This window comes from Candidatus Poribacteria bacterium, from assembly GCA_021295755.1.
In the GTDB taxonomy this organism is placed as follows: domain Bacteria; phylum Poribacteria; class WGA-4E; order WGA-4E; family PCPOR2b; genus PCPOR2b.
The window spans coordinates 1-17,159 of record JAGWBT010000097.1; the positions used below are offsets into that span (position 1 = coordinate 1).

The 17,159-nt window shown below is 48.3% G+C and carries 7 protein-coding genes; all 7 read left to right on the top strand.

The features are described 5' to 3' along the window. A partial coding sequence (gene mfd, locus J4G02_14415; protein ID MCE2395767.1) for a transcription-repair coupling factor occupies positions 1 to 2,936 on the top strand: 2,936 nt, incomplete at its 5' end. Between the two features lie 182 nt (positions 2,937 to 3,118). Beyond that, positions 3,119 to 4,081: a peptidyl-prolyl cis-trans isomerase gene (locus tag J4G02_14420; protein MCE2395768.1), complete on the top strand. Its 963-nt coding sequence runs from the start codon at positions 3,119 to 3,121 to the stop codon at positions 4,079 to 4,081. Between the two features lie 104 nt (positions 4,082 to 4,185). Further along, positions 4,186 to 5,223 (top strand): peptidyl-prolyl cis-trans isomerase, encoded by a 1,038-nt coding sequence (locus J4G02_14425; protein ID MCE2395769.1) that lies wholly within the window; start codon positions 4,186 to 4,188, stop codon positions 5,221 to 5,223. A gap of 432 nt (positions 5,224 to 5,655) precedes the next feature. Continuing rightward, complete coding sequence (locus J4G02_14430; protein ID MCE2395770.1) at positions 5,656 to 6,954, top strand: peptidylprolyl isomerase; 1,299 nt, start codon at positions 5,656 to 5,658, stop codon at positions 6,952 to 6,954. Positions 6,955 to 7,083: 129 nt separating this feature from the next. Continuing rightward, positions 7,084 to 11,073, top strand: a complete 3,990-nt coding sequence (locus tag J4G02_14435; GenBank protein MCE2395771.1) for a peptidylprolyl isomerase — start codon at positions 7,084 to 7,086, stop codon at positions 11,071 to 11,073. A 1,094-nt stretch (positions 11,074 to 12,167) separates the two neighbouring features. Beyond that, entirely contained in the window at positions 12,168 to 12,410 is a 243-nt protein-coding gene (locus tag J4G02_14440) for a type II toxin-antitoxin system HicB family antitoxin (protein MCE2395772.1), read from the top strand. 240 nt (positions 12,411 to 12,650) lie between these two features. Continuing rightward, on the top strand, positions 12,651 to 17,159 hold a 4,509-nt coding region (gene uvrA / locus J4G02_14445; GenBank protein ID MCE2395773.1), incomplete at its 3' end, for an excinuclease ABC subunit UvrA.

Below are 17,159 nucleotides of genomic sequence, written 5' to 3' on the forward strand. Positions count from 1 at the left end.
GTGAGTTAGCTCGTCGTGGCGACATTCTGGACGTTTACCCATTGACCACTGATGCGCCCATCCGGATCGAGTTCTTCGGCGACGAAATCGACGCGATTCGGTTGTTTGATCCGGCTTCACAACGCTCTGTTACCGATAGAACTGGTGACAATACGGAAGCAATCACGCTCTGTCCGGTTCGAGAAATCATCCTGTCCCCCCAAACCCTCGATCTGTGGAAAACCCAAGCAGAGACACTGATTCAAAACAACGAATCACCTAAGTATCGAAACGCAGTCAACGAGATTACGAATCGCCTCGAAACAGAAAGAAATCCAGAGGGACTGGAAGCCTTACTTCCGATGCTATACGAAGATACCAGTACCCTCATGGATTATCTATCCCCACAGACTATTGTTCTTCTGATCGAGCCTGCTTGGATGGAGCGCGAGGCAACTCAACTTATCGAAGATACAACAGATCTTTATGAACGAAAACTAGCGTTCGATCAGTTTATGGTGTCACCCGATGAGACGTTTATACCGTTTGAACAGGTACGCTCCGCTTTGCAGACGTATCCCTTCGTTCGCACGTCGTTGGCGCCGCCAACACTCAATACAGAGGAACCGGTTGAAGAGATTGCTTTCGGTATGCGTCCACTCGGTCTGCCACGTAGCAATTATCGGCTGATTATGGATCAGATCAAAGGATGGACGGACGAGGGCTATTTCGTCAACTTCTTCTGCGATAATCCAAAGAGCGCAGATCGGCTACACAATATCTTGGCAGATAGGGATTTACCTGCAACCCAAACAGCGGTGAACATTGGCAGCATCAGCGAGGGATTCATCAGTGAAATCCTCAAGTGCATCACGCTATCTGAAGATGAGTTGTTTGGACGCGAGCATCGCCGGCACCGCAAGACCCCTTTTAAGGAAGGCGCTCCTATCCTGAGTCTAATTGACCTCAAGGAAAAGGATTATGTGGTGCATGTCTCACACGGAATCGGTCGCTACGCAGGTATCCGGCGCCTCGACATTGATGGGAAACCGCAGGATTTCCTCGCGCTAGACTACGCAGACGCAGGTAGGCTGTATGTTCCGACCCATCAAATTGATCTCGTGCAGAAGTATATTGGCGGACAAGAAGACAGAAGAATACGTCTAGACAAACTCGGTGGAACGTCATGGGAACGGGCAAAAGCCAAAGTAAAAGCCTCCATAGAGCAGATGGCGGAGGAATTACTGGAATTGTATGCGATTCGTGACTCCCGAGAGGGTTATGCCTTCCCAACAGATACGCCTTGGCAGAAAGAGTTTGAAGTGCTGTTTCCTTATGAAGAAACCCCCGACCAGCAGAAAGCGATTGAGGAAGTTAAGCGGGACATGGAGCGCCTGCGCCCCATGGATCGGCTAATCTGCGGAGATGTCGGATACGGAAAAACCGAAGTAGCACTCCGTGCGGCGTTCAAGTCAGTGATGGCAGGAAAACAGGTCGCCCTGCTTGCACCGACAACAATTCTCACGCTGCAACATTTTAATACATTCCAGCAGCGTTTTGCCCCTTTTCCCGTTCAGGTCGAAATGTTGAATCGCTTCCGAACAGATAAAGAAGCAAAAAGGGTGGTGGAGGGACTAGCAAAGGGCACAGTTGATATCGTCATCGGAACCCACGCCTTGCTCTCAAAAAATATTAAGTTTCGTGAACTCGGTCTGCTCGTAGTTGATGAGGAACATCGTTTCGGGGTAAAGCACAAAGAAAAGATTAAACAGATGAAGCAGACGGTTGATGTATTAACCTTGACAGCAACGCCGATTCCGCGTACACTTCATATGTCCCTTGTCGGCATCCGCGACTTCAGCGTAATTAATACGCCCCCGGAAAATCGCCTGCCAATTGAAACTTATGTCATGGAGTACAATCCCGACGTGGTTCGAGATGCGATCTTGCGAGAGATGGAACGCGGCGGACAGACCTTTTTTGTTCACAACCGTGTCCAGAGTATCGCAAGCATTGCTGCCACAATCCAAGACCTCGTACCACCCGCTAGAGTTTGCATGGCACACGGGCAAATGCCTGAACGTCAACTCGAAAAAGTGATGATGGAATTCATCAACCACAAATATGACGTTTTGGTTTGTACCATGATTATTGAGTCTGGCGTGGATATTCCGGCCGTCAACACGATCCTAATCAATCGTGCAGACGCGTTCGGATTAGCCCAACTTTACCAGTTACGCGGGCGAGTTGGTCGCGATCAGTATCAGGCTTACGGCTATCTGTTCTACCCACAAGGATGGGCAATTACGGAAGGTGCTCAAAAACGACTGCGCGTCATCGAAGAATTCACTGATCTCGGTTCCGGGTTTAAAATTGCCCTCCGCGACCTTGAGATTCGGGGAACTGGTAATATTCTCGGTTCAGAACAGCACGGTCATATCACCGCTGTAGGTTACGACATGTACTGTAAACTCCTTGAGGAAGCAGTACAAAAACTCAAGGGTGAAGAGATCGAAGAAACGGTCGAAACCCGGATTAACCTACCCATTGAAGCTTATCTGCCTGATGAATATGTCCCCGACAGCCGGCAAAAGGTCGGACTTTACAAAAAAATCGCTGCCCTAGAAACAGAAGTAGATCGGAAAGAACTCGAAGAGGAGATGGCCGACCGGTATGGAAAAATCCCCGAACCAGTTGAGATGCTCCTCGAAATTGCCGACTTAAAACAACTCAGTCAACAAATCGGGGTCGATGGAATCGCCGCAGGCAACGAAAGCATCAAGGTGACATTTGATGAAGCCAAAACAAACCTTGACCCCCATAAACTAATTCGGCTGATTGAACAGGATCAGCGAATCTCAATTACACCCCCTGCACGTATGACGATCCGTTTGAAAGGATTGGAGGGAAAAGCCCTCTTGGTTGAACTCAAGCGTATCTTGGGGAAATTAATGTGAACCACGAAACCTGATGCGTATTACATAACGGCATTTGTGAAGTATACGCATCCTTAAAACAATATTCTGTAGGAGCAACCCTTGTGGTTGTCCGCTTTGGGCTAGCACAAGACCTGCCCCTACCAACCGCGAAGGTAGAGTCTTCGCATTCTATGCCAAATCAGAAAGGAACGATACACACAATGAAAAAAATATTGATAATTTTCGTCGTGACTGCGGCGATCGGTTTGAGCAGTTGGCAGATTGTCCAATCGCAAGATGTAACCGGACCAATGGATGAAAGCCAGATTATTGTGGCTCGGTACGAATGGAACGGCATACACGAAATTTCGCTCGCAACACTTAATGCGGAAATAGCAGCGTTATCGGCACACAAACGGAAAGGCTATCAGTCCAAAGCTGGTAAACTCATATTTCTGGAAGACCTTATCAACCAAAGGCTAATGCTCCTCGCAGCTGCTGAGGCAGAATTCGACAAAGATAAGGACTTCCTCAAAAAAGGGGACGATTATAAGCACCAGTTGATGGTTGAGCGCTTGACCGAAATTGAGGTCGATGAAAAAATCATTATTACCGAGGAAACACTTCGGCAGTATTACGAAGAAAATAAAGATACCTATGTGGAGGAGGAAAAAGTGCGGGCAACCTGCATCACCGTATTCGATAAAGAACTCGCACAGACAACACTGGAGGAGATCCAAGCCGGTAAGGACATGCTTGATGCAGTGAAAGAACTTGCAGAAAAAGGCGAATTGACAGGACCTGGTTCAAATCCGGGGGATCCTGGTGACACAGGCTACTTTGCTCGAGACGTTTCCGCGCGAGCCCAAGCATTTGTAGACGTGGTTTTTGCAATGGAAGTTGGCGAAATGACTGAAGAAGTTTTTGAACAGGAGGTCGAAGAGGACACCTATTATATGATTTTCCGAAAGGAAGAACACCAGCCAGAACGCCAACAGACCTTTGAAGAGGTCAAGCCAAGGCTTGAGTATCCCCTAAAACGCGAGATGAAGCGGAAGCGTATCCTAAAATGGTTGGAAGCGCTTACTGCTGAAGGTAAACTCAAAACATATCCAGAACTACTTCCTCCACCCGTGACGCCCGAAGAGGAAGAAGATCCGGAAAATGAAGAATCGGAGCAGTAGTAGAACACAACATCGGATCGAATCATCGCGTTCAGAAACTAGCTGACAGATAGTTGTAACAGTCGAACAACTGTATATCACGCAAAATTTAAGGAGGTATAACTGTGAAATTATTGGGAATTATTAGTTTTATCTTAATCGGTGCCGTTGCCGTTAGCATTTCGTTGAATGGTTGTGGCGGAAAAGCCGGAGCTGAAGGCACTGTGATTGCTGAATTTGAATGGAATGGAAAACACCATATAACGCTTGAAGAGATGCTACAGGAGATAAGTGAACTCCCCACGTATAAACAACAACAGTACCAAGAAGTAGAAGGTGGGTTTGAGGAATATATGAACCTGATGGCGGAGAGCCGTCTGATACTTTGTCTTGCCAAGGATCGGGAACTTGATGAGGACCCCGAGGTGTTGAAAAAAGTGCAGGACTATTACCATGAACTGCTCGTTGACAGGATCACAGATGTCGAAGTAGATCAGAAACTTAAACCAACCGAGGAAGATTACCAACTCTATTATGAAGAAAATAAGGGGGACTATGTTGTACCGGAAAAGGTGCGACTGACCTGCCTAACCCTCACAAATGAGGAACGAGCGAAGGAAGTTTTTCAACGGATCAAAGATGGGGAAGACATTGCTGCCCTCGCTGCAGAACTATCTGCAAACGGGGAATTAATCGGTCCGGGATCCAATAACGAAATCCCCGGTGACACTGACTTTTTCGATAACACGGTGTATTCACGGCGCGCAAAACCTTTTAGCGATATGGCGTTTGAGTTAGAAGTCGGTCAAATGAACGAGGAGATTCTCCACATCGAACTTGATGGGGAAAACTATTACCTAACGTTCCGTAAGGAGGAAGTCCAGCCGGAACGCCAACAAACGCTTGACGAACAAAGTGTACGGCGCAATGTGGAAAGACACGTAGAGAATCAGAAACGTGAAGAACTTATGACCGACTGGCTGATCCGGCTCCACGAACAGGCGAAGGTCCAGACCTTTTCAGATCGAATCCCCGATACACCGGTGGAAGTCGAAGAGGAAGCAGAAGGCGAACCATCTGATGATAGTAGCGTCCCTGCTGAAGCGGAAAGCGAATCGTCTGATGATGGTAGCGCCCCCACCGAACCTGAAGCAGAACCGTAAAACGTTAAATCTTGGATTAAGGAGGTAGGTCTCTAAGTCAACTACCCCACTCTGAAGGGATAGAGTTCCGATAAGTCGGGATTAAGAAACTTATTGCCCATTCCCCGGGATTTATTGGGTTTCTCGGTCTCGGCTCGTAACTTTACATACCCGCCACCGAAGGGAAGTCGCTACCCTTTAGAAGGATTCTCCGGGTAGCAGTGCTATCACAGGTTCACCTTCTGGGTAAACCTCAGACACACAACAGCCTTCCAATTACTACGTTGGGAGGAGAGCGAAAAACGAGCGTTTTTCCTAAATCATCGAGTTACTGAATACTTTGGTTGCAGATCTATTGAGTTCTCTTGAGAGAAAAAAGTGATTTTTTACAAAAAAGGAGGCGGGATTTCCTCCCCAACCTATAAGGATGGGGGCCCCATCCCAAGGATTCTGATGAAGATATTGCGTTTTTGCGCCCTGATTTTACTGATCATTCATTTTGGAATTAAGCCTGTCGCTGCGCGAAGGTTTGATCAGATCATCGCCTATGTCAACGAAGACGTGATCACCAAATGGGAACTCGACAGCGTTGTGAAGCAAAAAGCACTGGAACTGCAGCAAGTCTACCGGTTCAGTGAGCGCGAAGCGATGCAAAAGGCGGAGCAAGAACGCGCTGAACTCCTCGATCAGTTGATTCGCCAAATGCTTCTCGTCGAAACAGCATTAACGCTAAAAATTGAAATCACAGAGGCTGAAGTGGAGCAATATCTGCAAAACTTCAAAGACCAGTACAAGATTGAGACCGAAGAGGAACTTGCCCAAGCGTTAAAAAAGGAAGGTTACACCCTGATGTCCTTCCGTGAACAAGCCAAACGCAATCTGATGGCGGAACGACTTGTAATGCAACGCATCCTCCCTAGACTCCAAATTCGAGGTTCGGACATACAGAAGTTTTTTGAAGAAAACCGTTCACAATTGCCAACTAAAACAGACACAGTCCATCTCCGACACATCTTCGTTGCTTTCAAGCCAAGCGAGGCGGATCGCAAACTAGCCCTTGAGAAGATCGATACAATTCTTCAGGAATTAGACGCTGGAAACGATTTTGAGGAACTCGCGCAACGCTATGCTGACGATGAGTATAGACAAGCAGGGGTTGGGGTATTAAACGAACTGCCACTTGCAGAGATGGACAACCTCTCGGCTACCTTTCGCAATGCACTTTCAGGACTCAACACCGGCGAGATCAGTGAGCCGGTTGAAGGCAATGATGGACTTTATCTTTTCAAAGTTGAAGATAAAGATGATCAGACCATAGCGTTTCGTCATCTCGTTGTCAGTCTGAAGCCGAGTGAGCAGGCGATTGAAGCGGCTTATGAACGCGCGGATAGCCTCTTGCAGCGGTTAAATCAAGGAGAAGATTTCAACGCGCTTGCACAACAATACTCCGATGATGCACAGACGAAAGCTAACAGCGGAGATCTCGGAATCCGTTCACTCAGCGAGTTAAATCCCGAAACCCGAAAAATTATCGAAGCACTTGCTACCGGCGCGTATAGCACACCTATTAAAACAACGTACGGCGTGCATATTTTCAAGATCGATAGTCGTACTGCCCCTGAATTAAGCGACGCTGAAAAAGACCAGATCCGAATGATGCTGCGTCAGCAAAAATTCCAAGAGGAATGGCAACTTTACACGGATCTGCTCAAGGAAAGTTCCTTTATAAAAATCAAAGAGGAACTTAAATAGGAGTAAGCTATACCTTCCGATCAGAGTCGCTTGACTGACAGCGAAGACTGAAGCAGAGGGATTCGATTCTCGGACAAGTTCTACTGCTCTCGATTAGGCAATTTTGCAGTGTAGCAGAGGAAAGGTAGTATGGCAAGGAGGGAAAAACGGAAATGGCAGAAAACAGTAGGCAGCGGGAAGAAGTCAACTATCCGGTTGCCCAAACCCCCTTGTTTCCAATTCCTTGATCACTTTTCGGGGGCCGTACTTTACGTTCTACGTCTTGTTCCCTGTGCAACTCGTTTTGCACTCCACGTCCTATCACTCACGATTCTCACACTTAACTTAATTTTGATCGCGGGCGAATTAGCCGCCCAAACCGACCCCGCTTCCACTGCCGAGGAAGCAGAATTGGACAAACAGGCTGAGACTTCATCAGAAACTTCACCAACTGAAAATCCAACTGCTCCCGAAGCACCCAACGATGGAGAGTCACCTACAGAACCTCCTGAAGAAACGTCAGAAACCCCGCCAACGACAGATTCATCTACGCCTGAAGAACCTACACCTGAAGAACCCACCCAAGTCAGTCGAAAACTCGATCCAGAGAATATGTCGCCTGAAGGAGGGGACCTGCTTGCAAAAGGCGACAACCTCACCTTTCACGAAAACATGATTCAGATTAACGGCAACGGATTAATCAAATACGACGAGGTCGTGCTGTATGCTGACTATATCTGGGCGGATTTCGATGAAAATATGATGCGGGCAGCGGGAAACGTACATCTGTTGGTTGGAAACGAAGAAACCTATGCAAACGAACTCCTTTACAACATTGAAACAAAAAAAGGAATCATTCGTGAAGGATTCAGTTTCAGTGATCCATGGTACTACCGCGGCACTGAGATCTTTAAGATCGAAGATGATGAATCCTACATCCGGGGTGGCGCTCTGACAACATGCTCTCTCAAGCATCCCCATTATTACTTCAGTGCATCGCAGATTATCGTCAGGATAAATAAAGAGTTGATTGCCAAGAATATCGTTCTGAGAGTTGGTGGTGTTCCCCTCTTCTATTTTCCCGCCTACCGTCGCGATCTTCGCCAAGAAGACAAAGTCGCCAAGGTAATCGTCAAAATCGGAACAAGCAGCTATCAGGGGGTATTCCTGAGCGTGATTTTGCCACTTGCACGCCGCTTTCGATACGATGGTGCTTTGCTGTTTGATCATTCTGCCCGTCGAGGAAGTGGGCTCGGTGCTGACGGCAAATACCGTGTAAACGATGCCAAGTTCCAAGAAATTATTGTGCCTATCCCTCCCAATGCAACGCCAAGTGAGCGGACGAAACTAGAGGAAAAAGCACAGGAGTTGGCAGATCGGCTGGAGGGCGAGTATGACCGGTATAAGCTGCGGCAACTGTTTCTGGAGTATCAGATTTCCGACGAAGACATCGCCGCTGCCCGCGAAAAGGCGGAGGAAATTCATGCCCAATTACAGGAGGAGGATGCAGATTTTACAAAGATAGCAGAAGAGAAATCAACCGATCAAGAAACACGCTATCAGGGTGGCGACATGGGATTTTTGGTGCGCGGAGAGCGCGATGAGGAAGATGAACTTCGGCTGAATCCAATTCTCGAAGAGACGGTTTTTCAACTGAAACCCGGCGAAATCACGCCGATTCTGAGAACGGAATCTGGTTTTCATATCTTAAAGCTGAATCGTGTCCTTGATGTATATGGTCAACAAGAACTCCAGATCCGTCGAATTGATATAGCAATTGAACCAAGCGAGGAAACCAAGAACGCAATCCGGACGACTGCTCAGGAAATTCACGAACGTGCAGAGGCAGGAGAGGTTCTCGAACAATTAGCAGAACAATATGAGGGAGTGGAACTTTCTGAAGCTAATGAAGGCGCAGGATTTCTGTTGAATGAAATGGATCGACGTTGGAAACATCCTGTAACCCGACTAGAAGTCCCCGGAGCAGTAACTCGGCCCATATATACTGACCAAGGTGCCTATGTTCTTGAGTTAATCGAAAAGGAGCCGACCCCAACCTTTGAGGAAATTGCACGTCAATTTGAAGCGGAGTGGGCGGTGATGGAAGCGCAATTCGGGAAAGCTGCAACGACAGAAGAAGCTGGAATTGAACAGTTGGAAGAAGGAACGGAGGGACAGGGTGATAAAGAGATAAATGGGCACGAGGAAACAATGGAAGATCAGAGCGATATAGGAACACCAGAAGATAGTGCACAAATTCCTTTGAATCCGGATCAAATTGGGGACGATGAAACGGTAGATCCCTCAGAAGAATCGGAGAAGGTGCAGATCTACCAACAATACGATTACCGGGGGCGCTGGGAGATGCCAACCGTAACCTACACACAAGCGCAGCGACTCTATAGCGGTGAGCATACCGGAATAATCAAGACCCGTAAAGGGTATCGTCTGATTAAAGTCGATAAAAGACGTACTTATAGGGGAGATTTTTACTTCTATACTAACGATGAATTTTCTTTCAATCGCCGAAACCCGTTCAAAACGGGGAGACGATGGAATATGCGATGGGGGCACCGGCACGCTTTCTACACCCCATGGGACAACCGAGCGAGGGGACGACAGCCTGTGAGTTTTGTGGGACGTGTGGCATGGCGAGCAAAAGATTTTAAAGAGGAGGGATTTGGAATCAATGAATCTGCGGTTAATTCTTTTGGTATGTTCACATGGGGAACTGCTTTTCGGGGAGTGAACTATGACGATCGAGACGAGGACGGAAACTTAAGATTTTCGTACAAGACGATCGGGGAGGTCTTGGGGCGGCTACAGGTTAATCATACTGTAGACTTTACCGGTGAAGGAACAACAGACTTGCAAAAGTTACCCTCGCTCGATCTTTCACTTAGACGCATGCGTTTAGATCGGCTGCCTGTTTTCAAAACTATTAATTCGGGGTTAACCAAAGTTGCGGAACAGTTACACACAGATCTCCCAATCCTTTCCATGTTTGCTTTTCCAACACTTGACGATATCAGCTTTGATCTGGAGACGAATTTTGGTAATTTTTTCCGTGGACGATTTCGAGACGAAGAGGATGTCTACTTGCAAACTATGGATCTCGGTTTTGACCTTCGTAAGCAGTCGGCACTGCAAATAATGCCGAATCGAGAATTGCGCTTCGACGCAGATCTCGACACAAACCTCATCTGGCATGACAAAGACCGAGAAGGAAACTCTAACATTTTCCGGAGTATATACAGCACACGGTTGTCTGCAAGTAATCTGCTGTTTCGGATCTATGACATCAGTTTCATTCCGGGAGCGCGTCGGATGCGCCACCAAATCAACTCAAGGGTATCATTTGATTACGCACCGCCTGTCGAAAGAGAAGATGCTCCCCAACTTTATCCTTTTGGTCCCAGTGTCTACTTCTTTGAAAGAAAAAACCTTGCATATAACTTCGATACCAGTATTGAAGTTAAGACCCGTGGCAGCAGATCTGCGCTCCGTGTGCTTAATTTTAGCACACGAATAGCAGCGGATTTCACCAAATTTGAGGCGTTGGGTGAACGTCGATATGTACCGATTGAAAGTAGAATGACAATAGTTCCGCTAGCGAGCCGAAACCTGAACATCACGTTCAGATCGACACATGACCCCAACGAATCGCGCTACGATGGAAAACGACTCAAACAGATTGGTTTCCGATCCAACGTCAGTTATCGCCGTGACAAATGGAATATAACGCTCGGAAATGCCTTCACAAAAAGAACACAACGCGCCTCTCGAAGCCTCACGGGCAGTTTTCGATTTCGTCCAAGTCAATTGTTTGAATTGAATCTTAGTGTTAATTACGACTGGATCGAAAAACAGTTCTACTCACAGAGTGTAACGCTACGACGCAACTTGCACAATTGGAACATGACGATTCGATGGCACCGCATCGGGATTAAGCGAGAACCTCCCTTCGATAATGTACGACAAGACTTCACCTTTCAGATTAATCTGATTGCGGAACCCGCTGCTTCAGTCGGGGTTGGCTATGATGCCACAACGGATACGTGGGGATTCCGTACCCTGCCAGCCGGTGTGCCTTACGACTCCTTCGGTGTCGGAAACTCACTTGGACGATCTTACTTCTAACGCCAAACCCACAGCTCGAAAAGCGACTAATCCTTTTCTTAGGCGTACCCCTTCGTGCTGATTGGGATATGTCCTCTCTTCTCTCACAGCAATCAACAATTTGGATACAACGATTACTGAGATCCGCTATAATATAACGCCTTGTCTCGTTTGACCGCTCCCCGCTCTAAAGAACGGGGATTCTTTTGATAGCCAATCCACGTTCTACCTCTTAGAGTTTACCTTCAACTTCGGGTATGGGGCCATCTGGTTCACCTCTGAGGTTTTGGGCAGGCTGACGCCTTACAAGGCTGACCCCTGCCAAAAACGCTAGGGTGCCTTCCCCGGTCAAGCCGGGGCAACACATCATGCAAACGATGCGGCGCGGGCCATGGGGCGCACTACGGAAAACTCGTGAGGTTCGAGCCGACCGATACTTGCAAGCCACGTGCTTGGCAAGACAATCTTTCGCCTTGTCGGACGCATCCGACTCGGGACCATTAGCTCAAGGTCTATTGGTTTACCCAACGTTAGATGTTTTTTTGTAGTGTCTGGTGTTTTCTACGTCTACGCTGCCTATTGCAAAGGGTGGACGGGAACAACGGCGAGGATGCCGAAGTTGCAATTTCCCGTCCCGTAGACGAAAGAATTATACCATATTTCACCATTGGAATCAAGGCTTTAGCCTCGAAAAACGGTGCGGGGTTTTAGGGCTAAACTGGAGTTAGATAATCGGGACAAGGCTTTTTTATTTATTAATTTTTTATTGACCACTTAACATATATGTGCTATATTAAAGGTCTATGAAATTATGGAGATATCTCCTCCGATATATTTCATTGACTACCCCGACCTACCGCAACCAGCCCTACCGATTGCCGTGAAAAAGGGAGTTGCCGACGCCTGAAATCTATGGTAAAATGGAACTCATAGATCGTCCAATCCGAATCGAAAGGAGATTCTATACCATGAGCTTATTCGCAGTCAGAGGAGTTTACGAAAACGGCGTGGTACACCCTTTGGAACCACTTCCGGATATTTCCCAATCTCAAGTCATTATCACTTTTTTGCCAAGTGAACCTGATGATGATTTTGAAACCTCCTGTCGACGCTACATCGCGGCTGCAACTGAAAAGGCTGATTATCAAAAGCTAAGAGATAAAAGCTACGCCGGAACAGTACCTGATTGCACCGGGGTTGTAGCATTTGGACAGACTCTTGCTGAATGTCAGCGTGAATTGGTGTCTGTATTGTATGATTGGATTCTTGTTAAGCATCAGCGCAACATCCCTATCCCGGTGATTAATGGAATCGACTTAAATGAGGCGAAGGAGGGCTCAAAGATGGCGACCTTGTAAGCGACAGCTGTTTATTCGTAAATTAAAGAGACTCGGATTTGGCAACCTACAGCATGGTACACGACACGATTTTATGCCTTATGAAAATCATCACTTGACAATCCCAAATAACCGAGAATATTCGGTGTCGCAACTGCGCTTATTGTTGAGACAAGTTGAGAATATATTAGGATATAGAATCTCGTTAGATGAATGGAATCGTCTGTAATTACGGAAAGATCGCCAGCCAAAGGAAAATCTATGCCGGAAGAATTCATTGATATCCGCGGCGCACGCGAACATAATCTCAGAAACATCGATCTCAAACTCCCCAAAGACAACCTCATCGTTTTCACCGGTGTCAGCGGTTCCGGGAAATCGTCGCTGGCATTCGATACAGTCTACGCCGAAGGTCAACGCCGCTACATCGAATCCCTTTCCGCCTACGCCCGCCAATTCCTCGGACAACTGGAAAAACCCGACGTTGACTTCATCGGTGGTCTCTCCCCATCCATCTCGATTGATCAGAAATCGGGCGGGAATAACCCACGCTCAACGGTCGCGACGATCACAGAAATCTATGACTATCTGCGTGTCCTGTTTGCACGCGTGGGTACGCCACACTGCCTAGAGTGCGGTGCGCCAGTGGGTGCCCAAACAGCGACGGCGATCATCGATCAGATCGTCGATCTACCACAACAGACCCGCATCTTAATCCTTGCCCCAATAGTCAGTGGGCGGCGCGGTGAGTATCGCGAACATCTTGAGGACGCGCTCAAGGCAGGATTTGTTCGTGCCCGAATTGATGGACAGATCTACAACCTACCCGCTGAAATTCAACTTGACCGCAATCAACGACATAACATTGAAATCGTCGTTGACCGAATCATTATCAAACCTGATATTCGCAGCCGGGTTGCAGAAGCAGTTGAAACCGCGCTGCGTATGGGAGAAGGCAGCCTAATTGTGAGCATCGTCGAAGGAAAGCCGGAGGCAGGCGATCTCCTTTTTGGGGTGGATTATACCTGTGTGCACTGCAACATCAGTTATGAACCTCCCGCTCCGCGAAATTTCTCCTTCAACAGTCCCGCGGGGATGTGTCCAACCTGCAAAGGACTCGGAACACTCACAAAGATGGACCCCGATATGGTTATCCCTGATCCAACGCAATCAATTCGGGAAGGGGCGATTGTCTTTTGGGGGCAGCTGGGCACCCTACAGACGCGACATCACGCTGAGAGTTTGGCAGCACACTTCGGCTTTAGCCTCGATACACCGTGGGAACAACTGACCGACGAGCATCAACACGCAATCCTTTATGGGACTGGAAAAGAGCAGATTCCTTTCGTCTATCGCTCCCACCGTAATCGTCGCTATAAGTACCAAGCCGCATTTGAGGGTGTGATTCCGCCCGCAGAAAGAAAGTATTTCCAAGCATCTTCAGAACTTGTGAAACGTTACTACGGAAAATACATGGTTTCCGGTACATGCCCAGATTGCAACGGGACACGACTCAAGCCAGAAGTGAAAGCCGTGACAATCGACGAAAAATCCATCCTTGATGTCGTTAAAATGGCAGTTGGCGATTGTTTTAAGTTCTTTGAAAAACTCCAACTACCGGAGCGTGAGGCGTTCATTGCGACTGATTTGCTGAAAGAGATTCGGGGGCGCCTCTGGTTCTTGATGAATGTTGGGCTGCACTACCTCACCCTAGATCGAACCGCACCCACACTTTCCGGCGGCGAGTCCCAACGGATTCGGTTAGCCAGCCAAATCGGAGCGGGCTTGCGAGGGGTAGTTTACGTCCTCGACGAGCCGAGTATTGGCTTGCATCCGCGCGATAATCAGCACCTTCTCACGACGCTCAAACATCTCCGAGACCAAGGCAACACCGTAATCGTGGTCGAACATGATGAAGATACAATGTGGGCGGGAGATATGATTGTTGACTTCGGACCGGGACCGGGAATCAAAGGCGGTGAGATCGCACCGCAAAAGATTGCCAAGGATTCAACCTCCCTGACGGCACAATATCTCCGTGGGGAACAACAGATCGAAATCCCTACTGAACGCCGTGCAACTGGCAATCAATGGATCGAGGTCCGTGGCGCACGTCATAACAACCTCAAAGACGTTGATGTACGAGTCCCGATCGGAGTTTTTACCTGCGTGACGGGTGTCAGCGGGTCTGGCAAAAGCTCACTCATCAACGATATTCTATACGAAGCACTTGCCCGCGATCTGATGAAGGCACATGCGCAGCCGGGAGAATATGATCTCATACGGGTAATCACTACAGAGGAAAAATCCTCAAACGATCAGACACAAGGCATATCCTCATCTCCAATTGACGAAGTCATCGATAAAGTTATTGATATAGATCAGTCGCCAATTGGTCGCACCCCCAGATCGAATCCTGTCACATACACCAAAGTGTTTGATCAGATTCGTGCGCTTTACGCTGAGATGACTGAGGCTAAACTGCGCGGTTATAAGCCGGGACGTTTCAGTTTCAATGTCAAGGGTGGTCGATGCGAAGCCTGCGAAGGCAACGGCTCAAAGCGGATCGAAATGCACTTTATCGCTGATGTCTGGGTAAAGTGCAATATTTGTCAGGGAAAACGGTACAACGACGAAACGCTACAGGTCGAATACCGAGGCGTGAATATTTCCGATGTGCTCAACATGGACGTGCAAGAAGCATTAGAACACTTTGCAAACGTTCCGAAAATTGCGAAGATTTTGCAAACCCTACACGATGTCGGTTTGGATTACATAAAGCTGGGGCAACCAGCACCGACGCTCTCTGGAGGCGAGGCGCAACGGATTAAACTGGCGCGGGAGCTTGCTAAACGTAGCACAGGCAAAACTCTTTATATCCTCGACGAGCCTACAACCGGGTTGCACTTCGACGATGTGAAAAAACTCCTAGAGGTGTTGCACCAACTTGTCAACGTGGGCAATACCGTTATCGTCATTGAGCACAACTTGGAGGTCGTAAAAACAGCGGACTATCTTATTGATCTCGGTCCCGAGGGTGGTGAAGCGGGTGGCTATGTCGTTGCAACAGGGACACCGGAGGAGGTAGCAGCCGTTGAGGAATCGTATACGGGGATAGCTTTGCAGCCAGCACTAGCGCCGAGAGGATTGGAAGGTTCTTCAATTGATAATACGCAGTACGCAACACACAGTCCCCCGCACATTCTACAGGAATCAACAGCCCCTTATGAATTGACCAACAATAACGAGGGGGAATATATCTCCGTGCATGGCGCGCATGAGCACAATCTGAAGCACATCAACGTAGAAATTCCTCATCGGAAGTTCACAACATTCACCGGCGTGAGTGGTTCTGGGAAATCGTCGCTGGCATTGGACACAATCTATGCAGAAGGACAACGACGCTATGTCGAATCCCTTTCAGCGTATGCACGACAATTTTTAGGGCAGTTAGAAAAACCTAAGGTTGAAAAGATTGAAGGGCTCTCCCCAGCAATCGCGATTGAGCAGAAGGCGCCGAGTAAGAACCCACGGTCTACGGTCGGGACAGTCACAGAAATTTACGACTATCTGCGTGTGCTTTATGCACGAGTCGGAACGGCTCACTGCCCGCAATGCGGGTCGGAAATCAGCGTTCAATCCGTACAGCAAATCGTTGACAAAATTGTGGCATTGGCAGGTGGAGCTCGGCTTTACGTCTTGTCCCCTGATGCTTTCCAGCGTTTACAGCGTGATGGCTACGCTCGCGTCGAAATTGACGGGGAGGTTCACCCGATTGATCGGGCACCGAAGATTGGAAAGAGTATCCGACACGATGTCAAAATTGTCGTCGATCGCCTCGCTCTCGAACCCGATGAACGGGGACGCCTGGCAGAAGCGGTTGAAACGGCAACACAACAGAGCGGCGGCACCGTAGCGGTGGGAGTGATAAACGAAGGGAAGCGAGCGGGTAGAAGATCGGAAATTACACATCATGTCTTCAGCGAGCACTTCGCTTGCGTCCCGTGCGGTTTGAGTTTTCCCGAACTGACACCGCGTCACTTCTCATTCAACAGTTCTATCGGTCAATGCCCAGCCTGCGAAGGTATTGGGACAATCGGGCATCGGTTATATACTTGTCAGGAGTGCGAGGGCACGCGAATCCAACCCCTAGCGAGAGGCGTAACGTTGGGCGGAGAAACCATCGCCGAGCTAACAGCGATGCCGATTGGAAGGACTGCCAACTTCTTTGAACACCTTGATCTGTCAACACATCAGATGGAGATCGGTGGAACATTGCTTAAAGAAATTCAACAACGACTCCGATTCCTCGTCGATATTGGATTGCATTATCTGACGCTAGATCGACCCGCACCCAGTCGCATCCGTCTGGCAAGCCAACTCGGCAGCGGTCTCACAGGGGTAACATATATCCTTGATGAACCGAGTATCGGATTGCATCAGCGAGATCAGGAGCGACTTTTGAACGCATTGAAAGGGCTTCGAGACCTTGGTAACAGTGTCCTAGTCGTTGAGCACGACTTGGAAACCATGTTGGCATCGGATCACATTCTCGATTTTGGTCCCCGTGCCGGGAAGTTTGGCGGTGAGATCATCGCCGCCGGTTCGCCCACTGAAATCCAGCAGAGCGAAAAATCACTGACGGGTGGATACCTCACAGGAAGGCTCAAAATCGAAATCCCGCCACAAAGACGCCAAGGCAAAGGCGAGTGGCTTGAGATGATAGGTGTCCGAACCAATAATCTGCAGAATACCGATGTCGAGATTCCG